Below are 19,557 nucleotides of genomic sequence, written 5' to 3'. Positions count from 1 at the left end.
CCTCGCCAGGTGCGCTTCAGAAGGAGAACTCGACATGCTCAATCTAACGGCCATGGGCCTCCAGGTCAGCGAGATCGAACGGGTGGGCTCGCTGTCGGTCGAGGCGTTTCGACGGACGTACTACAAGACCAAGACCCCGGTCGTCATCGAGGGCGGCGCGTCCTCGTGGACGCGTCGGTGGAGCTTCGACTGGCTCGACGAGACGTACGGCTCGCAAGAGATCGCGTTCAGCACCGATCCCGTGGGCGCGGAGAAGGTCGGCCGCATCCGGCTGAGAGACTATCTCCGCAGCCTCGACGCGACGGAGGCGTACGGAGATCAGCTCGAGGCGAGCGATTTCCGCAGGATCTCGGACTACTACGAGGTACCGGCGTACGTCCCGATGCCGCGCCAGCTCACGGTGGCCTTGTGGGTGGGGCCGTCAGGGACGATCGCGCACTTCCACAAGGATTACTATTATCAGATCCCATTTCTCCGCAACGAGAACTGCTTCGTGCAGATCTGCGGGAAGAAGCAGTTCGTACTGGTGCCGCCTGCATATGACGACTGCATGTGCACCGCCAGCTCCGACAGCACGAACGTCAAGAGCGAGATTCTCCTCGACGCCTGGGATCGCGCCAAGCATCCCAGGCTCGCGGAGGCCAGGATGATGCAGACGGTCGTGGGGCCTGGCGACATCCTGTATTTACCGAGGGATCATTGGCATTACGTCACATCGCTCGAGAAGAGCATCTCGCTGAGCTTCTGGTGGTACCCGGAGAACCTCGTCGACAAGCTCATGACCTACCGGGCGCAGCTCGAGGCGGGGCGGGATCCGGGCCTTCCCGAGATCACGGCCCAGGACGTCGAAGAGTTCGGCGGGATGGATCGGGTGATGCACGCATGCTCCATGCTTCCGCCCGGTTTTCGGCAGATGCTCACCGCCGCCGTCGGCATGGCGCGGTAGACTTCGCTCCTCGGGCGAGCGAACCGCCGGCAGAGGTCGCCTGCTCTGGCGCGGTGCCCCGCGGGGGCCAGGCCGGGTGTCTCAGCGTCGCTGGCGTGCGAGGGATTGGGGCTGTCGGCAGGGCGCGGTCGCGCTCGGCAAGGCGCGGTCGCGCGCTCAGGAGCCGTTCGTGGCGAGGAGCTCCCGGGCGTCGCTGACGACCGCGGCGCGGCGGATCCACCGGTCCAGCTCGGCGATGTCGGTGCTCGCCAGCACGCGCTCTTGGACGTCGGCGGGGACCTCCAGCCCTCGGGCCTCGAGCACGGCGAGCACGTCGTGCGCCTTGGTCTTCAGGGTGCCCTCGCGCACCCCCTCCTCCCGGCCCTTGGCCACGTAGCTACGCGCGAACTCGCTCTGATACTGGTATCCGCTCTTCATCATCGCCTCCAACGTCCGCCTCGCCGCTGCGTTCAGCGAGGATAGCACCACGTCCGCGTACAGGGCCCGGCGCTCCTGATCGAGCCCGGCTGCCGCCGCCAGGAACGCCACCCCGATCGCCTCCCCTGCCTCCCCCTCCCCGTGCGCCATCGCCGACAGCACCACCACCTCCGGCGCCGCCTTCGCCTGCTCGGCGTCCGTGACGACCGGGACGCCCTCGGGCCCGAGCACCAGCGGCATCAGCGTCCAGCCAGGGTGGCCCGTGTCGATCGGCCGCGCGCTCCACCGCGCCATCGCCGCATCGATCGTCGCCACCAGCAGCCGCGTCGGGCAGCGGTGCCGCGCCCTCGTCTGGGTCACGTACACCGGCCAGACGTACGGCTTGTCCGGGTCCACGCCGAGCTGGACCTCGACCACGATCGCCATCGCCGGCCGCTGCTGCTCGCTCACCAGCAGCACGACGATGACGTCCGCCCGCCGGTCCGAGGGCACGACCTCGGCCATGTCGGAGGATTCGACGCGCGCCTCCGTGAAGGCGGGGACCGGCTGACCGAGCGCGTCTTGCAGCATCTCGGCGGCCAGCCTCGGGCGGTTCTTGAACAGCTCGACCAGGGCTTCATGGGTGACTGAGGGCATCGGGTCATCTCTCGGGTGGTTGCAGCCATGCTGGATTTCCGCGCGGCGTGCCCGGCTCCTGCGGCAGCTCCCGCAGGCGCCAGAGCAGCCGCCTCCCACCTCGTAAATTCCGGCCAGCTTCCCGGACTCGTCACACGATCCGACCTACCCTGCTGGGCGCCTCCTGCCGGAGGCACGTCGTCTCGACACCCGGCGGCGTCTCGGATCGCCTTACAGCTCAGAGGAACTATCGCTCACCGGGAAAGCACAGGAGTCACGCGACATGTCACGACCCGAAGGCTTCTCCGAATCCACCAAGCAATCCGCCCTGTGCCGGCAGTATTTCCGCTGCGGGAGCTGCGGCGAGCACATCGCCAGCATCGACGGCGCAGGAAATTCAGCGCATTTTTACGGCGAGGCGGCGCAGGCGCATCACATACGCCCCATCCGATTCGGCGGGACGAGCAGCCTGGACAACTGCGTCATCCTCTGTCAATCGTGCCATTACTCCGTGCACGAGGGTGGGAGGTACCGCTCTGGGACCGTCATCGGCGACACAGAGGATTATCCCTACTACAACGGATAGACATCCAGCGATCCGCCGCTGCTCCGCTGGAGGGCGCCGCGCACCTTCCGGGAGCGGCCGAGCAGGCCGAGCGCCAGCGAGCTGATCGGCGCCTTCGAGCCCGCCGCCTCACCCGACCGGACCGCGGTGCCCCGCCCCGTGCCCGCAGCCTCGCCGCGGCTCCGGCTCGTCCTTCGCCGCTTTTTGCGGCACCGGGTCGCACGAGCAGTCGACGCACCCGTGCTCGGCGCAGGTCCCGCACGACGCGGTCACCTGCTTGCGGAGCGCCTCGCGCGCGCGGAAGAGGCGCACCGCCGCGTTGTTCGCGGTGATCGACGCCTCCTCGGCGAACGCCTGGACCGAGAGCCCGTCGACCTCGACGCGCTGGAGCGCGGCGGCGTACTCGGGCTTCAGCGTGCCGGCCAGCGCCCGGACGCACTGGCACACGGCGCGCTGCTCCACCTGCGGCTCGGCCACCTCGTCGAGCTCGGCGGCCAGCGCGGCCATCGCCCGCTCCGACGCCCCCTTGCGCCGGAAATGGTCCACCACGGCATTCCGGAGGGTCCGATAGAACCACGCCGTGGCGGACTCATCGTTGCGCAGGCTGTCGATGCGGCCGATGCCCCGCACGAACGCGTCCTGCAGGATGTCCTCGGCGACCGCCCGATTGCCGACCTTGCGCTCCAGGAATCGCAAGAACTCCCGGTGGCTCTCGACCAGCGTCGCGACCACATCGGCCGAGCTCCCAGGCGCGGCGCCGTCCGCGCTCGCAGGCTCGGCGTCCTCCCTCACACGCTCGTCGCCTTCCGGGGCTCGCTCGGTCTCGCTCATGACGCATGAGGCTAACCTCGGGGCCCGCCAGCCGCCACCCCGCCCCCGCTTCCGCCGCCCGGCTCCCGCTTCCGCCGCCCCGCTCCCGTTTCCGCCACCCCGCCTGCCGCCGCCCCGACGCAAGGGCCCCGGCAGCCACGACACAAGGAGCCACGCCACAAAGGGATGGCCAGCGTGAAAGGGATGGCCAGCGTGACCGGCCGGGTCACAATGTCCGCGTCACCGACAACTGGGAGGCAGACGCGATGCTTCAAAGGGTGCTCGTCCTGGCCAGCGTGGGACTCGTGTCGGCCTGCTCCGGGGCAGACCCGGACGCCGCGCCGGGGCCGCCGCTGCTCTGCAAGGCCTCGCCGGACTGCGCCCCCGCCCCCGAAACGCCCCTGTGCGATCAGGTGCGCGGCGAGTGCGTCGCGCTCCCGCCCGGATCCCCGATCGGCGTGAAGGATGGCAGTCCGTCGTCGGTCGCGCTCGTGCCCGTCCACGAGCAGGACAGACAGCGTGAGCCGACCGATCTCGCCTTCAACCCCGAGCGGCCCGAGGAGCTCTGGGTCGTCAACCGCCTGGACGACAGCGTGATCATCATCACGCGGCCCGGCGCGCCGGACAGCGCCTCGATCCGCCTCCGCGACCCGGCCGCAGCGCACTTCATGAACCGGCCGCCGGCGATCGACTTCGGCGACGCAGGCACGTTCGGGGTCTGCGGCGACAACGACAACGGCGGCAACGATTTCATGGGTCCGACGCTCTTCTCGTCGGACCTCGCGATCTTCGCCAAATCGACGCCCGAGGGCCTCGGATCGCACCTCGACATGCTCCACTCCAGCCCCTTCTGCAAGGGCATCGCGCACGAGGCGGGCAACGTCTACTGGGTCTTCAACGGCCACGACCTCGCGCTCGACCGGTACGACTTCGCCCACGATCACGGCCCCGGGAACGACGACCACGCCGACGGCGCGATCCTCCGCTATGCCGCCGGCGAGGTGCTCGGCAGCGACGACGCGCCGAGCCACGTCTTCTATCGCGCCGAGGACCGCCATCTCTACGTCGCCGACACCGGTCACGGCAGGCTGCTCAAGCTGGATACCGCGAGCGGCACGCCTGGAGAGAGCTTCGACGGGCAAGAGCCGGTCAGGGCGCGCAAGCACGTCGAAGGGGCCACGCTGACCGAGCTCGTCCCCCCCGGAACGCTCGAGATGCCGAGCGGGATCGAGGTCCACGACGGCATCGTCTACGCCACCAATCACGCCACCAGCCGATTCTACGCCTTCGACCTGACAGGACGGCTGGTCCGCACGTTGGATACCGGCCTACCGGCGGGCTCGCTCGCCGGATTCACCTTCGGGCCGGACGGCAAGCTCTACTTCGTCGACCTGCGATCGAGCCGCGTCTACCGCATCGATCCCATCCTGTAAGCGCCAGGCGGCCCGATCTCGCCCGGCCGCGCGTCGTTGCCTGGCCGCGCGGTCCGCCGGCCGGCGCCCCCGCGTCAACGACGGCGACGCCCTGAAGGCGCTGGCCGTGGCCGGCGCCGGGCTGGCCTGGGTCTTCGACTTCACGATCGCGCCCGAGCTCGCGTCGGGCGCGCTGGTCACCGTGCTCGACGAGCTCGCCGCCGACGAGCGCCCGATCCACGCGCTCTACCGGAGCCCGCGGCACGTCATCCCGAGGGTGCGGGTGTTCCTGGACTTCGCCGCCGCGCTGCTCGCGCCTCCAGCGTGACGCGCCCAAGATTGCGGTGCCAGCCGCTGCCCCTCAGTGGCCATCGCCAACCGCTCTCTTTCTCTCGATGCCTTGTAGGAACCGCGGCGCGGGAACCGGTCAAGCGCGATCCCCGGGCGCTCGCACATGGTACCCTCCCGGCGGCAGCTCGAGCGGGAGCTTGGCCAGGAGCGCGGCGAGCCGCGCCGGGTTGCCGAGGATCTTCGCCTTCACGTCGGGGTCCACGGCGAGCAGGGTTGCAACGGCCGAATGCAGCGAAGCGTTCGTCCGAAGGGGCTCTTGAGCCTGCTCGGGTGCATGGGCGAGGAGACGAGCCTGGAGCAGCGGCTGCGACGTGGACCGGCTAAGCGCGGGCACCCGCGCCAAGACCGCGGGCAACTGCAGGATCTCGGCATCGAGGCACAGAGCAAGGATCACCTCGTCCATCTCGATCTCGCCCCGGAGAGCGAGGTACCGTAACCGGTCCTCAATGGCCCGTCGGTGAATGGCATCCTTGGGTCGATCGGTGCGCTTGGATGCGTACAAACCGGGCAGCTCCAGGCACTCGGTCCGAAGACCAAGGAAGTCGACCGAGCTGCTGTTCCTGACACCGGACTCGAAGTTGGGTATAGCGATGAGCTTGAGGTGGACATCGAGCTCCGCGCCATCTTCCGGCCGGATGTACTGCTGGAAGTCGCGCCCGCGCAGCGTCTCGATGTCGGTCTCCACGCCAGTGATCGCGCGGACCGCTTCGCGAAGCCGCTCGGCATTTTCCTGAGTCGGGCGGAACAGGATGTCGAGATCGTGTGAGAACTCCACGGCTTGCCGCAGCACGCCCGCCTGGCCGCCCACGACGACGAACTCAACGCCGAGGCGGTACAGGATCTCGAGCTGCTCGCGGATCGTCACCGGCCGCGCCCTTCCCGCTCCGCGCGTTTCGCAGCGCGGAGGAAGCGATGAACCTCCTCCGACCGGCGGAGCCACTCGTCGAGCGGAGGGTAGGTAGAAGGCGCGTGCGACGCGCTCGGTCCCGCCGGCGACAGGTCGACACCGAGCAGCGACGACAGCTCGGCCTCGTCGTCGATCTCTGCGAGGAGCGAGAGGATCGTGGGATCCAGGGGTCCGGGGGACATGGGGATGGATCCAGCGTACCGCGACGTGCGGGCCGCGACCACCGTTGCCACGTCGCGCGCTCGTCCGTCCGCTGCCCGCTCGGGCTCCGTTCGGCCAGACCGCCCGCTCGACGGTCCATGCCGTCGAGGAGCCGCGTGGGCTTCCGCGCCAAGAGCAGCGGCACGCACGTCATCTCCTTACACCTACGACATACCTACTCACGGCCCCGGGAACGACGACCACGCCGACGGCCCCCCGGGGATGCTCGAGATGCCGAGCGGGATCGAGGTCCACGAAGGCATCGTCTACGCCACCGATCACGCCACCAGCCGATTCTACGCCTTCGACCTGACAGGACGGCTGGTCCGCACGTTGGATACCGGCCTGCCGGCGGGCTCGCTCGCCGGATTCACCTTCGGGCCGGACGGCAAGCTCTACTTCGTCGACCTGCGGTCGAGCCGCGTCTACCGCATCGATCCCATCCTGTAAGCACCAGGCGGCCCGATCTCGCCCGGTCGCGCGTCGTTGCCTGGCCGCGCAGGGGGCGCCCGGGCCGAACCGGCGGAGCGCAGCGGCGCGGGCGCGGTGTAATGAAGCCGGGCGGCTGCGTCTTCGGAGGTGAGCGGCCGCTGGGTCGCCGAAAGGAAGACACCATGAAAGAGACTACCCTCCAGGTCGGCGGGATGAGCTGCCCGTCCTGCATTCGCCACATCGACGGCGCGCTGCGCGGGCTCGACGGCGTCGCCGGGGTCGACGTGCGCCTGCGCGAGGGCACGGTCGTCGTGCAGCACGACCCGGCCCGCGCGCCCGTGGACGCGCTGGTCGAGGCCGTGCACGGGGCCGGCTACGACGTGCGCTCCCGCGCCGCCTGAGCGGCCGCGCTGGCCGGGCTCACTCGCCGCCCGCCGCCGCGCTCGCTTCGGGCGCGGCGAGCAGCGCGTCGAGCTCGGCCTCGCCCCTGTCCTCCGCCCGCCTGCCCCGGCGGCGGCGGAGCCACTCGGCCGCGTCGTCGAAGAGCGAGTAGGCCACCGGCACCGCGAGCAGCGTGAGGACCAGGGAGAGCGACTGGCCGCCGAGCACGATGGCCCCGGTCGTCCGGTTCTGGCCCGAGCCGACGCCGTGCGACAGCACGAGCGGGATCATGCCGGCGACGAAGGCGATCGTCGTCATCAAGATCGGCCGGAGCCGGTCCTTGTTCGCCTGGAGGATCGCCTGGAGCCGCGGCATCCCCTCGGCCCGCAGGTGGTTCGTGTGGTCGATCTGGAGGATCGCGTTCTTCTTCACCACGCCGAAGAGGACGAGGAGGCCGAGCCCCGAGAAGAGGTTCAGCGACTGGCCGAAGAGCTTCAGCGACAGCAGCGCGAACGGGACCGTGAGCGGCAGCGAGAGCAGGATCGTGATCGGGTGGAGCCACGACTCGAACTGCGCCGCGAGGATCAGGTACATGAACACGAACGCGAGGCCGATGACCACGGCGAAGCTCGTCGCCGTGCTCGCCGTGTTCTTCGAGCTCCCCACCGCCTGCGTGGAGTAGCCCGCCGGCATCTTCTGCTCGGCGATGATCCGGTCGAGCGCCGCCTGCACCGCCGTGTCGCCGACGCCGGGCGCGGCGTTCGCGCTGATCGTGATCTGCCGGCGCCGGCCGAGGCGGCCGATCGACGAGGGCCCGCTGTCGGGCTCCAGCGCGACCACGCTGTCGAGCGGGACGGCGCCGTGCTTGGACGAGGGGACCGAGAGGAACGAGAGGCCCTGCGCGTCCGCCCGGTGCTTCGCGTCGGCGCGCATGCGGACGTCGTACTGCTCGCCGGCCTCCGAGTACGTCGAGACCTTGAGCCCGCCGACGAAGAGCTGGAGCGCGCCGGCCACGTCGGCCACCTGGACGCCGAGATCCGCGGCGCGATCGCGATCGATGATCGCGCGGAGCTCGGGCTTGCCCACGACGAGGCTGTTGTCGACGTCCACCGCGCCGGGGACCTTCCGCAGCTCCTCGGTGATGCGCGTCGCGTACTCGGCCAGCCGGTCGAGATCCGGCCCCTGGAGCGCCACCTGGATCCGCCCCGACGACTGACCGCCGGACGAGATCGCCTGCACCTCGCCGGCCGTGACGCGCAGCTCGGGCGGCAGCTTCGCGAGGATCTCGCCGCGCGCCCTCTGCATGATCTCGAGCTGCCCGAGCGCGCGCTGCTCCGGATCGACGAGCATCACGTAGATCTTGGCGACGTTCGAGGCCTGCTGCTCCCCCTCGCCGACCGTCATGAGCGTGCTGACGACGCCCGGGAGCCGGCGCACGTCGTCGGCGATGCGCTCGGCGATGAGGCGGGTCGAGGTGAGGCTCGTCCCCTCCGGCGCGCGCAGGCTGATCTCGAACTGCGCCTGATCGTCCTCCGGGAGGAACCCGGCGGGCAGCGTCTTGGCGATGGGGCCGCACGAGCCGAGCACGGCCACGGACGCGACGACGATCACCCAGCGGCGCTTCATCACCCACGCGAGCGCGGCCATGTAGGCGCGCTCGATCGGCCGGTAGAACACGTCGACGGCGCGCTCGAGGATCGAGGGCTTCGCGTGCGCGCCCTCCCGCCTGTGCCCCGAGAGCCACCGCGCGGCGAGCGAGGGCGTGAGCGAGAAGCTCACGATGAGCGAGACCCCGATGGCGAAGGCCATCGTGAGGCCGAAGCTCTTGAGGAAGCGCCCCACCATGCCGGGCATGAAGGCGACCGGGATGAAGACCGCCATGAGCGAGAGCGTGGTCGCGAGCACCGCCAGGCCGATCTCCTTCGTCGCCAGGACGGCGGCCGGGAACGGCTTCATGCCCTTCTCGTCGATGTAGCGGACGATGTTCTCGAGCACGACGATCGCGTCGTCGATCACGATGCCGACGGCGAGCGCGAGCGCGAGGAGCGTGAGGAAGTTGAGCGTGAAGCCGGCGATCCACATGACCGCGAACGTCCCGATGACCGAGATCGGGATTGCGAGCGCCGCGATCAGGGTGCTGCGGGCGTTGCCGAGGAAGAGGAGCACCACCGCCGCGGCGAGGAGGGCGCCGAGCACGAGGTGCTCCTTCACGGCGGCGATGCCCGTGCGGATCACCCGCGAGCCGTCGCGCACGACCTCTATCTTCGTCCCCTCGGGCAGCGAGCGCTGCACCTCGGCGAGGCGCGCCTTCACGGCGTCGACGACGGTGACGGTGTTCTGGCCCGACTGCTTGACGATCGACAGGAGGACGGTGCGCCTCCGGTCGAGCTGGGCCCACGTCTTCTCCTCGGCGCGGCCGTCCTCGACGCGGGCGACGTCCGCGAGGCGCACGGCGCGGCCGTCCTGCTGCCGGAGGACGATGCGGCCGAGGGCCTCGGGCGAGTCGACGCGCCCCATCACGCGGAGCGTGAGGTCCTCGGGCCCGGTCTCGACGCTGCCGCCCGGGGTCATCAGGTTCTGCGCCGCGATCGCGCGCTGCACCTCGGCCGCGGTGATCCCCTGCGCCCTGAGGGCGATCGGGTCGAGCCAGACGTTGATCTGCCGGCTCTGCGCGCCGATCACGTTGACCTGACCGACCCCGGAGATGCCCTCGATCTGCCGGCGCACCTGCTTGTCGGCGATCTCGCTGAGCTCGCGGATCGGCCGATCGGACTCCACGGAGACGAGCAGCACCGGGGCCGCGCCGAGGTCGATCCTGCTCACGATCGGCGGATCGATGCCCTTGGGCAGGCTGGGCAGGACGGCGTTGATCTTGTCGCGCACCTCCTGGGCCGCGACGTCGGCGTCCTTCTCCAGCGCGAAGCCGACGACCACCTGGCTCACGCCCTGGGTCGACGTCGACCGGAGGTCCTCGATGCCGCTGATGGTGTTCACCGCGCCCTCGATCCGGTCGGAGATCTCGGTCTCGACCTCCTCGGGCGCCGCGCCGTCGAGGCGCGTCGTGACGACGACGTACGGGACGTCGATGTCGGGGAACTGGTCGAGGCCGAGCCGGGTATAGCCGGCGGCGCCGAGGACCACGATGACAAGCATGAGGACCGACGCGAAGACGGGCCTCTTGACGCAAACGCGGGCGAGCCACTGCATGACGACCTCACTCCACGGCTTGGCCGTTCTCGAGCCCCTGGGGCGGCTTCATCACGATCGCGTCGCCCGCGCGGACGCCGCGGAGGACGGCGACGAGGTCGCCCTTCTCCGCGCCGGTCTGCACGACGCGCTCCTCGATCCGGCGGTCGACCACGGCGAAGAGGTGCGCGCGCCCCTCCTTCTCGACGATGGCGGACCGCGGCACCACCGGGCTCGGCGCCTCCCCGGTGGCGAGCGCGATCGACGCGAACATCCCCGGCCGCAGCGCGCCGTCCCGGTCCTCGACCTCGGCCTCGGCCACGAGGTCGCGCGTGGCCTCGCGGACCGCCGCGCCGATCCAGCGCACGGCGCCCGTGAACGAGCGCCCCGGGTACGCCGGCACGGTGAAGGTGAGCGGGCCGCCGGTCTTCACGGCGGCGAGGCTCGCCTCGGGCACGGTGAACTCGAGGCGCAGCGCGCCCTTCGAGACGAGCGCGACGACCCTGGAGTCCTGGCGGACATACTCGCCGACGTCGACGAAGCGCTCGGTGACCATCGCGTCGAACGGCGCCCGGATCTGGCCGTCGCCGACGCTCTGCGCGGCGGCGCGCGCGCGGGCGGTGGCGGCCGCGACCGAGAGCGGCGCGCTCCGGCACTGGTCGGCGATCCGGTCGTGCTCGGCCCGGGAGATGGCGCCGCCCTCGAAGAGCGCCCGGTAGCGCTCGCACTCGCGCTTCGCCGTCTCCTCCTGCGCGCGGGTCAGCGCGGCGTTGGCCTGCGCCTCGGCGGCGGTGAGCGCGGCGGCGCGGACGTCGAGGCGCGCGAGCAGGTCGCCCTTCTTCACCTCGTCGCCGCGCTCGACGAAGGTCTCGAGCACGCGGCCCACGGCGTTGGCGGCGAGGTCGGTCTGCCGGTCCCCGCGCAGCGTGCCGGTGAGCGCGAGGCTGCGCGGCATCGGCGCCTCGCGCACCTCGGTGGTCTCGACCCGGACCGGCGGCGCGGTCGCCTGGGGCGCGCTCTCGGCGCTGGCCTTGGAGGCGCAGCCCGCCGCCGAGGCGGCGAGCGCGGCGAGGAGGAGGAGGCTTTCGGCGCGGCGTTTCGTCGTGGCGTGGTTCAAGGATTCCTCTCGGCGGGGTCGGTCACGGAGCGGCCTCGCGTCCGGGCGGAGCGCGACCTCGCGGCCGGCGGCGCGCCGCGCCCCCGCCCGTTCCGCCGTCGCCCAGCCCTCCGCCTCGCCCCTCGGGCGCGGCACCCCGATGATCGCAACCGATGGTTGCGATGGGTATAACACGGTCGCGACTGACCGCAACAACCAGTTGCGGTCATCGCAACAAACTGACGCGATGGCGCGCCGCGCCGCGAGATTGCGCTGGCGTGTGGCGCGCGGCGGAACTTGAATGACCGGGGCGATGCAGGGGACGACGGCGAATCGGACGGCGAGGCGGGGTCCCGCGAAGAAGCGCGCGCTCGTGCGCGGCGAGCCGGTCGTGCGCGGCATCCTCGCGGCGACGCTGGAGGAGCTCGCGAGCGCGGGCTACCGCGCGCTCCGGATCGAGGACGTGGCGACGCGCGCGGGGGTGAACAAGACCACCGTCTACCGGCGCTGGCCGACGAAGGAGGACCTCGTGCGCGCCGCGCTCCTGTCGGTCACGGACGAGAAGATCGTCCCGCCGAACACGGGCTCGCTCCGCGGGGATCTCATCGCGCTCGGGCGGGCGATCGTCGAGATCCAGATGTCGCCGGTGGGGCAGAGCCTCGTTCACGTGTTCCTCGCCGAGGGGCTCGACTCGGAGCTCATGGCCATCGCCCGCTCGCTGCGCGCGGTCCAGGAGAGCGGGCTGCGGGCGATCGTCGAGGGCGCCGTCGCGCGGGGCGAGCTCGCGCCGAGCGACGATCCGATGCTCCCGTTCGAGCTGCTCGGGGCCTACCTCAAGAACAAGATGATCGAGCATCGCGCGAGCGTCGACGAGGCGCAGCTCGCGCGCGTCGTCGACGTGATCCTCTTCGGGGTGCTGCGCCCGGGCCTGCGGGAGCAGGCCTGAGCCGCGGGGCGCCGGGCCGGATCAGACGGCGAGGGCCTTCCAGCGGCCGCGCGCGAAGGCGACGGCGAGCAGGACGCTGCGGCAGATCCAGTCGGCGGTGCTGCCCATCCAGACGCCGACGAGCCCGCGCCGCGCCGGCGGCCTGAGCTGCGCGCGGCGGCCCGAGCGCCGTGCGCCGCGACCCGAGCGGCGCGGCGACCGGTGCGGTCCCGGGCGGCCGCTCCGCGACGCCCCGCATGGCACGCGAGGCCCCCGGCGCGCGCGCGCCAGAGACCATTTGGTTGCAAATGCAATTTGATTTCATTATGTGAGATCGCGCCAGACCGAGAGAGGACCTCGACGTGACCCGAAAGCTCCCTGTGACCGTGCTGTCCGGCTTCCTTGGCGCCGGCAAGACCACGCTGCTCAACCATGTCCTCGCGAACCGCGACGCGCTGCGCGTCGCCGTGATCGTCAACGACATGAGCGAGGTCAACGTCGACGCCGCGCTCGTGCGGGGCGGGGGCGCGGCGCTCTCCCGCGTCGAGGAGAAGCTCGTCGAGATGTCGAACGGCTGCATCTGCTGCACGCTCCGGGAGGATCTCCTCGTCGAGGTGGCCCGCCTGGCGGCGGAGGGGCGCTTCGACTACCTGCTGATCGAGTCGACGGGCATCTCCGAGCCGCTGCCGGTCGCCGAGACGTTCACCTTCGCCGATCCTGCGACGGGCGAGAGCCTCTCCGAGGTCGCCCGGCTCGACACGCTCGTCACCGTCGTCGACGCGCAGCGGTTCCTCGCGGATTGGACGAGCGCCGACGACCTGCGCGCGCGCGAGGCCGCGCTGGACGGCGACGACGAGCGCACGGTCGCGGATCTGCTCGTCGAGCAGGTCGAGTTCGCGAACGTGCTCGTGCTCAACAAGACGGATCTCGTGAGCGATGACGAGGTCGAGCGGCTCACGGCGATGCTCCTGCACCTGAACCCCGGCGCCCGGATCATCAAGGCCCGCCGCGGCCGGGTCGATCCTCGCGAGATCCTCGGCACGGGACGCTTCGATTTCGAGGAGGCGGCGCGCTCGCCCGGCTGGATGCGGGAGCTGCGCGGAGAGCACGTGCCCGAGACCGAGGAGTACGGGATCGAGAGCTTCGTCTACCGCGCAGCGCGCCCGATGCATCCGGAGCGGCTCTGGACCTTCATCCACGGCGCGACCGCCTGGGATGGAGTGCTCCGGTCGAAGGGGTTCTTCTGGCTCGCGACGCGCATCGACGTCACGGGGGCCTGGTCGCAGGCCGGGGGCGCCGCCTCGTTCGAGGCGGCGGGCCGCTGGGTTGCGTCGTTGCCCCAGGAGCAGCGGCCGGAGGACGACGAGATGAGCGCCGCGTGGCACCCGGTCTGGGGCGACCGGCGGCAGGAGCTCGTCTTCATCGGCGTCGATATGGCCCGAGAGGAGCTCACGCGCGGCCTCGACGCCTGCTTGCTGACACCGGAAGAGATGGCCGCGGGGCCCTCCGGCTGGAGCCGGCTTGAGGATCCGTTCCCGGCGTGGCAGGGAGAGAGAGCGCCGGAAAGCGAGTCAGAACCGGCGCCGCTTCTGCTGTCCTGAGGCGATCCACGTGGGCGTCCCGCGTGCTCCACGCTGCTTCATCGCGACATGGCGGCGCGCGTCGCGGCGCTCCACGGAACGCGGGGCATACATCATGAAAGCACCACCGATGAGGCTCGCGAGGATCTCGTGTGTCCTGGTGCGGCGCCTCGGCGCGACGCTCGTCGTGACGGAGCTCGTCGAACTGTAGAGCTCGCGGCGCCCGGGGTGAGCATGGGCGCGCCGCGGATAGACCTCGATCCCGAACTGAGCACAATCGGGCCGTTCACGGAATCGAGTCAGGGATTGTCCTGATCACGTGCAGAAATCACGGACTCTTCCATATCCAATCGAATCGCTCGGCCTGCGCGCGCGGCGCGCCGGCGATCACGTTCAAGCTCAGCGGGCATTCTTCGGTCGAGGGGTAAAGGAATCGCACCCCGGAGGAGCCCGCGCACCAAACGTTATTGGCTCTGCGCTTCAGGCCTTGACTTGAGGCTGTCCGGCGCGAAATCTCACCCGGCGAGCTTGTGGAGCGGCGCGCGAGACGCATGCGTCTGCGCCAGCGGACAACGTCGTTCACGACACCGTAACAGGAGGTCCCCGATGCGCTACGAAAGGCCTGAGTTCGTCGAGATCAAGATGGACGCGGAGATCGGCTCGTACCAGAGTGACTTCGACCCTGTTCCGATCGATTTCGCGCGCCCGGCCCCGGCGGAGCGAGAGGGCGCCGCGGTCGAGGCGGAATAAGAGCCTCCGAGCGAGCACCGGAATGCGCCTCTGCGTCCTGGGTTCGTCCGCCGGCGGCGGCCTCCCGCAATGGAACTGCGCCTGCCCGAACTGCGTCGAGGCGCGCCGCGGCTCGGCGCGGATCCGCCCTCGCACCCAGGACGCGCTCGCGCTCGGGGTGAACGAGGGCAGCTGGTTTCTCGTCAATGCCTCCCCCGACGTCCACCGGCAGATCGAGGCCTTTTCACCGCTGCAGCCGCGGGCCGGCAGGGCCTCGCCCATCGCGGGCGTCATCCTCACGAACGGCGATCTCGATCATACGCTGGGGCTCTTCTCGCTGCGCGAGAACACGCCGCTCGTGATCTACGCCACCGAGGCCGTCTACCGCGGCCTCACCGAGGGCAACACCATCTTCCGCACGCTCCAGCGCTTCCCCGGGCAGACCACGTGGCGGCGCCTCGAGCTGGAGAAGCCCGCGGAGCTCACCGGGCCGGACGGCGCGAAGACCGGGGTGACGGTGGTCCCGGTCGCGCTGCCGGGCAAGGTGCCGAAGCACCTCGAGGGCCTCGCCCCGCCGTCTCCGGAGGACAACATCGGCCTCTGGGTCCGCGACGCGGCGAGCGGCCGCGTCGCCGCCGTCGCGACGGCCGTCGGGGCGGCCGGCGGCTACGTGCCGCGGCTCGACGGCGCGGACGTCTGCTTCTTCGACGGCACCTTCTGGTCGAGCGACGAGCTCGTGCGCCTCGGGCTAGGCAAGGCCCGCGCCGAGGACATGGCGCACCTGCCCATCGGCGGCGACGGCGGGAGCCTGAGATTGCTCGCGGGCGTCGCCGCGCGGCGGAAGATCTACACGCACATCAACAACACCAACCCGATCCTCGTCGAGGGCTCGCCCGAGCGGCGCGCCGTGGAGGAGGCGGGCTGGGAGGTGGCCGCGGACGGCCTTGTGATCGACCTATGAACGACGAGCCGCTCTCCCGGGAGGCGTTCGTCGCGCGGCTGCGCGACGAGGGCGCCCGGCGCTATCACGACAACCACAGGTTCCACCAGCGAATGCACCGCGGCGAGCTCTCGCGCCGCGAGATCCAGGGCTGGGTGCTCAACCGTTACTATTACCAGACGCGGATCCCCATCAAGGACGCGCTCATCCTCTCGAAGAGCGAGGATCCGGCGTTCCGGCGGCTCTGGATCCACCGCATCGTCGATCACGACGGCGCGCGCGAGGGCGAGGGCGGCCTCGCGCTGTGGCTGCGGCTCGCGGACGGCGTGGGGCTCGACCGCGACGAGGTCGCGGGCCTGACCAGGGTGCTGCCCGCGGTGCGCTTCGCCTGCGACGCGTACGTGACGCTGGTGCGCGAGCGCAGCCTGCTCGAGGCGGTCGCCTCGTCGCTCACCGAGTTCTTCGCGCCGGATCTCATGTCCCGGCGCATCGTCGCCTGGGAGCAGCACTATCCCTGGGTCGACCAGGCCACGCTCGATTACTTCCGCGGGCGGGTGACGCGCGCCAGGGCCGACTCCACCGAGGCGATCGATTACGTGACGGCGCGCGCGACGACGCGCGCCGCCCAGGAGGCGTGCATCGCCGCGCTCATCACGAAGTGCGACATCCTCTGGGCGATGCTCGACGCCATCGCGGCGGCCTACGGGCCCGAGGCGTGACGCAGACATGCCCCTCGCGCCCGGCGATCGGCTCCTCCTCGCGAGCAAGGCGCGGCTCGCGCGAGATCGCGCCTCCGGGCGCGAGATCCTGCTCTATCCGGAGCGCGGCCTCGCGCTGAACCCGGTGGCCGCGGCGGTCGCCGCGCGCCTCGACGGCGCGCGCACGGTGGCCGAGATCGCCGCCGAGATCGCGGCTTCCTTTGCCTCCACGCCGCCGGACGCGGTGGAGCGCGACGTGCTCGCCTTCCTGGAGGAGCTCGCCGCGCGCGGCCTGCTCGAGGAGCGACGCGCCGCCCAGGCCGTCGGGGCCGCCGCCGCGCGCGGCGCGCCGACCACGCAAGGCCCCGCGCTCGCCCTCGAGGGCGGGGCCGCGGCAGACGCCGCGTCGCACCGCCCCTATACGCTCATCGCGGAGCTCACCTACCGCTGCCCGCTGCGCTGCCCGTATTGCTCGAACCCGATGGAGCTCGAGGGCGCCGCCGGGGAGCTCTCGACGGAGACGTGGTGCCGCGTCTTCGCCGAGGCCGCCGAGCTCGGGGTGATGCAGCTCCACCTCACGGGCGGCGAGCCCCTCGCCCGGCGCGACCTCGAGGCGCTCGTCCGCGCGGCGCGCGGCGCCGGGCTGTACACGAACCTCATCACGTCCGGGGTCCCGCTCGCGCGCGAGCGCCTCGCGGCGCTGCGGGCGGCGGGGCTCGACAACGTGCAGCTCAGCGTCCAGGACGCCGACCCCGAGCGCGCCGACCGGATCGCCGGCTACGCGGCGTTCGACCACAAGCTCGCGGTGGCCGCGTGGGTCAAGGCCGAGGGCCTGCCGCTCACGGTGAACGTGGTCCTGCACCGGGAGAACATCGACCATGTGCCGGCGATCGTCGCGCTCGCCGAGCGGCTCGGGGCCGACCGGCTCGAGCTCGCCAACACGCAGTACCTCGGCTGGGCGCTCGCGAACCGCGACGCGCTCCTGCCCACGAGGGATCAGCTCGAGCGCGCCTTCGCCGTCGCCTCGGCGGCGCGCGAGCGGCTGCTCGGCCGGATGGAGATGGTCTTCGTCACGCCGGACTACTACGCCGCCTGGCCGCGGGCGTGCATGGACGGCTGGGCGCGCCGCTACCTGCATATCGCGCCGGACGGCCTGGTGCTGCCGTGCCATGCGGCGCACACGATCCCGGGGCTGCGCTTCGAGAGCGTGCGCGAGCGGCCGCTCGCCTGGATCTGGCGCGAGGCGCCGAGCATGAACCGCTTCCGCGGCGACGCGTGGATGGCGGAGCCCTGCCGGGGCTGCGACCGCCGCGAGGCCGATTTCGGGGGCTGCCGCTGCCAGGCCTACCACCTCACCGGCGACGCCGCCGCGACGGACCCGGCTTGCTCTCTTTCGCCGGCGCACGGGATCGTCGAGGAGGCCCGGCTCCGCGCCGCCGCGGCGCGACCGGCGCAGCCTCGCTACCTCCACCGCGGCGCGCCCCGTTGAGCGCCCCCGCGACCAGGCCCTACGCCGTGCTCGGCGTGGTCGCCGTCGGCACCTGGATGTCCGCGCTCGGCAGCAGCCTCATCAACGTCGCGGTGCCGCTCGTCCGCCGGGATCTCGGGGTCGACATCGGCGCCGCGAGCTGGGTGCTCGCCGCCTACTCGCTCTCGGTGAGCGCGCTGCTCCTGCCGTTCGGCCGCCTCGGCGATCGTCACGGCAAGGGGCGCGTGTACGCCGCGGGGTTCGGCGTCTTCGGCGTGGGCTCGGCGCTCTCCGCGCTCGCGCCCACGCTCGCGTCGCTCGTCGCGGCGCGCGCCCTCCAGGGCGCGGGCGCGGCCATGCTGATGGCGAACGGCCCGGCGCTCACCACCGCCGCGTTCCCGCCCGCGCAGCGCGGCCGCGCGCTCGGCTTGCAAGCGACGGCGACGTACCTCGGGCTGTCGCTGGGGCCGTCGATCGGCGGCTGGCTCGCGCAGCGCGCCGGCTGGCACGCGGCCTTCTGGATCAACGTGCCCATCGCCGTTCTGGGAGGGCTCCTCGCCCGGTCGCTCGTCTGGGGTGGATCGGCCGGCGCGACGCCGGCGATCGCCCGCGGCGCAGACCCGGGCGCGACGGCGGCAGCCTCGGACGCGGCGTCGGCTCCGCCTGCGCGGGGCGCGCCGCTCGGCGCGCGCGGGCGGCCCTTTCCGTGGGCGAGCGCGCTCCTCTTCGGCCCGGCGATCACCGCGCTCCTCGTCGCCGTCACGCGCGGCCAGCGCTGGGGCTTTCAGAGCCCCAGGGTCGTCGGGCTCCTCGCCGCCTTCGCTGCGCTCGCGGCGGCGTTCGTGCGGGCGGAGCGGCGGAGCCCAGCGCCGCTGATCTCGGGCGCGCTCCTCCTGCAACCGGCGCTCGGGCGCGGGCTCGTCGCCGCGCTTCTCCAGTACGCGGCGGTGTACATGATGCTGTTCTTGCTGCCGTTCTACTTGCAGGGTCAGCTCGCGATGAGCGCGGCGGACGCGGGCCTGGTGATGACGGTGCAGCCGGCGGTGATGGCGGTGATCACCGCGACGAGCGGCTGGCTCTCGGACCGCATCGGCGCGCGAGGCCCGGCCGTCGCGGGGATGACGGCGCTGGCGCTCGGGCTCGCGAGCATGGCCATGCTCGGCCCCCGGCCCGAGCGCGCGAGCCTGCTCGCCGCGCTCGCGCTGGTGGGGGTCGGCTCCGGACTGTTCACCTCGCCGAACAACAGCCGCATCATGGGCGCGGCGCCGCGCGATCAGCAGGGCACCGCCGCGGGCCTGCTCGCCGAGGCGCGCAACGTGGGGATGCTCTGCGGCGTGGCGGCCTCCGGGGCGATGTTCGCGGCGCTCGGCGGCGGGCAGCCGGCCGCGGCGGCGGAGAGCGGCGCGCTCGGCCGGGCGTTCCAGGGGACGATGCTCGTCGCGTCGGCCCTCGCTGCCGTGAGCGCGGGCGTGAGCGCGGCGCGGAGGACCCCGGGTGCGCAGCCCGGCTCGGGCGGCGGGCGCGGCTCGGCCGCGGTTCGAGGCGAGGCGGGCGGCCCCGTCCCCGGGTAGAAGCACATGCCGACGCCCTTCCCGGCCGACTTCAAGGAGCGCCTCTGGGCCGCTGCCGACCAGCGCCGGATCACCGCTGCGCTCCATCCGTCCGAGCACGCGACGCCGGTCTCGCGCTGATTACCCGCCCCAGAGGACACCCCTCGCCTCGCGCAGCTCTCTCCCGAGCGAGCGGCCAAAGCCTACGGGTGAGGCGGCCACAAAGTTTCGGGCTCACCGAATCCCTTCACCGATCGCACCTCGCCCTCAAGGCCTGAAGATCGAAGGCTTTCTCTTTGATCCAGCGATGAAGAAAGCTATACTTCCTCTCACACAACCTTCATCGTG

General features: G+C 71.7%; 19 protein-coding genes. 13 read left to right on the top strand and 6 right to left on the bottom strand.

Annotated elements, in window-relative coordinates:
* Positions 1-34: 34 nt before the first annotated feature.
* Entirely contained in the window at positions 35-946 is a 912-nt protein-coding gene (locus NQZ70_RS48450; RefSeq protein WP_129580283.1) for a cupin-like domain-containing protein, read from the top strand.
* Between the two features lie 156 nt (positions 947-1,102).
* On the opposite strand, the gene NQZ70_RS48445 is transcribed toward NQZ70_RS48450, so the two are convergent.
* Positions 1,103-1,999: a hypothetical protein gene (locus NQZ70_RS48445; RefSeq protein ID WP_129580282.1), complete on the bottom strand. Its 897-nt coding sequence runs from the start codon at positions 1,997-1,999 to the stop codon at positions 1,103-1,105.
* A gap of 262 nt (positions 2,000-2,261) precedes the next feature.
* On the opposite strand from NQZ70_RS48445, the gene NQZ70_RS48440 reads away from it, so the two are divergent.
* Complete coding sequence (locus NQZ70_RS48440) at positions 2,262-2,564, top strand: HNH endonuclease (RefSeq protein ID WP_129580281.1); 303 nt, start codon at positions 2,262-2,264, stop codon at positions 2,562-2,564.
* A gap of 108 nt (positions 2,565-2,672) precedes the next feature.
* On the opposite strand, the gene NQZ70_RS48435 is transcribed toward NQZ70_RS48440, so the two are convergent.
* The gene (locus NQZ70_RS48435; RefSeq protein WP_129580280.1) at positions 2,673-3,374 is read right to left on the bottom strand and encodes an RNA polymerase sigma factor; all 702 of its coding nucleotides are present in this window, start codon (positions 3,372-3,374) and stop codon (positions 2,673-2,675) included.
* A gap of 245 nt (positions 3,375-3,619) precedes the next feature.
* Here NQZ70_RS48435 and NQZ70_RS48430 point away from each other — a divergent pair, with 245 nt between their 5' ends.
* Both NQZ70_RS48430 and NQZ70_RS53200 read left to right on the top strand, forming a co-directional pair.
* Entirely contained in the window at positions 3,620-4,786 is a 1,167-nt protein-coding gene (locus tag NQZ70_RS48430; protein WP_237244722.1) for a hypothetical protein, read from the top strand.
* The gene (locus NQZ70_RS53200; RefSeq protein WP_324293071.1) at positions 4,674-5,093 is read left to right on the top strand and encodes a LysR substrate-binding domain-containing protein; all 420 of its coding nucleotides are present in this window, start codon (positions 4,674-4,676) and stop codon (positions 5,091-5,093) included. Before NQZ70_RS48430 ends, NQZ70_RS53200 begins: the two co-directional genes overlap by 113 nt.
* A 99-nt stretch (positions 5,094-5,192) precedes the next feature.
* On the opposite strand, the gene NQZ70_RS48420 is transcribed toward NQZ70_RS53200, so the two are convergent.
* Both NQZ70_RS48420 and NQZ70_RS48415 read right to left on the bottom strand, forming a co-directional pair.
* Positions 5,193-5,981, bottom strand: a complete 789-nt coding sequence (locus tag NQZ70_RS48420) for a hypothetical protein (RefSeq protein WP_129580279.1) — start codon at positions 5,979-5,981, stop codon at positions 5,193-5,195.
* Positions 5,978-6,205 carry a hypothetical protein gene (locus NQZ70_RS48415; RefSeq protein WP_129580278.1) on the bottom strand — a complete coding sequence of 76 codons (228 nt, stop codon included), beginning with the start codon at positions 6,203-6,205 and terminating at the stop codon, positions 5,978-5,980. The genes NQZ70_RS48420 and NQZ70_RS48415 overlap by 4 nt, the downstream gene beginning before the upstream one ends.
* A gap of 250 nt (positions 6,206-6,455) precedes the next feature.
* On the opposite strand from NQZ70_RS48415, the gene NQZ70_RS48410 reads away from it, so the two are divergent.
* On the top strand, positions 6,456-6,674 hold the full coding sequence (locus NQZ70_RS48410) for a hypothetical protein (RefSeq protein WP_237244720.1): 219 nt from the start codon (positions 6,456-6,458) through the stop codon (positions 6,672-6,674).
* 164 nt (positions 6,675-6,838) lie between these two features.
* Positions 6,839-7,057, top strand: coding sequence for a heavy-metal-associated domain-containing protein (locus NQZ70_RS48405; protein WP_129580277.1), 219 nt, complete (start codon positions 6,839-6,841; stop codon positions 7,055-7,057).
* Between the two features lie 19 nt (positions 7,058-7,076).
* Here NQZ70_RS48405 and NQZ70_RS48400 read toward each other — a convergent pair whose 3' ends face one another.
* Together NQZ70_RS48400 and NQZ70_RS48395 are read right to left on the bottom strand one after the other, a co-directional pair.
* Complete coding sequence (locus NQZ70_RS48400) at positions 7,077-10,244, bottom strand: efflux RND transporter permease subunit (RefSeq protein ID WP_129580276.1); 3,168 nt, start codon at positions 10,242-10,244, stop codon at positions 7,077-7,079.
* A 7-nt stretch (positions 10,245-10,251) separates the two neighbouring features.
* Positions 10,252-11,340 (bottom strand): efflux RND transporter periplasmic adaptor subunit, encoded by a 1,089-nt coding sequence (locus NQZ70_RS48395; protein ID WP_129580275.1) that lies wholly within the window; start codon positions 11,338-11,340, stop codon positions 10,252-10,254.
* A gap of 280 nt (positions 11,341-11,620) precedes the next feature.
* Here NQZ70_RS48395 and NQZ70_RS48390 point away from each other — a divergent pair, with 280 nt between their 5' ends.
* From NQZ70_RS48390 to NQZ70_RS48360, 7 genes are all read left to right on the top strand, one after another.
* Positions 11,621-12,265, top strand: a complete 645-nt coding sequence (locus NQZ70_RS48390; RefSeq protein WP_237244719.1) for a TetR/AcrR family transcriptional regulator — start codon at positions 11,621-11,623, stop codon at positions 12,263-12,265.
* A gap of 341 nt (positions 12,266-12,606) precedes the next feature.
* Positions 12,607-13,845 (top strand): zinc metallochaperone GTPase ZigA, encoded by a 1,239-nt coding sequence (gene zigA / locus NQZ70_RS48385; RefSeq protein WP_129580274.1) that lies wholly within the window; start codon positions 12,607-12,609, stop codon positions 13,843-13,845.
* Positions 13,846-14,430: 585 nt separating this feature from the next.
* On the top strand, positions 14,431-14,574 hold the full coding sequence (locus tag NQZ70_RS48380) for a hypothetical protein (RefSeq protein ID WP_165374544.1): 144 nt from the start codon (positions 14,431-14,433) through the stop codon (positions 14,572-14,574).
* A gap of 22 nt (positions 14,575-14,596) precedes the next feature.
* Positions 14,597-15,514 (top strand): pyrroloquinoline quinone biosynthesis protein PqqB, encoded by a 918-nt coding sequence (gene pqqB / locus NQZ70_RS48375; protein ID WP_129580273.1) that lies wholly within the window; start codon positions 14,597-14,599, stop codon positions 15,512-15,514.
* Entirely contained in the window at positions 15,511-16,212 is a 702-nt protein-coding gene (gene pqqC, locus NQZ70_RS48370; RefSeq protein WP_129580272.1) for a pyrroloquinoline-quinone synthase PqqC, read from the top strand. Before pqqB ends, pqqC begins: the two co-directional genes overlap by 4 nt.
* Before the next feature lie 7 nt (positions 16,213-16,219).
* Entirely contained in the window at positions 16,220-17,680 is a 1,461-nt protein-coding gene (gene pqqE / locus NQZ70_RS48365) for a pyrroloquinoline quinone biosynthesis protein PqqE (protein ID WP_165374543.1), read from the top strand.
* A complete protein-coding gene (locus NQZ70_RS48360) occupies positions 17,677-19,230 on the top strand; it encodes an MFS transporter (protein ID WP_129580271.1) in 1,554 nt (517 codons plus the stop codon). The genes pqqE and NQZ70_RS48360 overlap by 4 nt, the downstream gene beginning before the upstream one ends.
* The last annotated feature ends 327 nt before the right edge of the window (positions 19,231-19,557 follow it).

It is taken from the genome of Sorangium sp. So ce836, from assembly GCF_028553905.1.
GTDB lineage: Bacteria > Myxococcota_A > Polyangia > Polyangiales > Polyangiaceae > Sorangium > Sorangium cellulosum_D.
The sequence above is the reverse complement of the archived record's forward strand: the minus strand, read 5'-3'. Positions and strand labels throughout refer to the sequence as shown.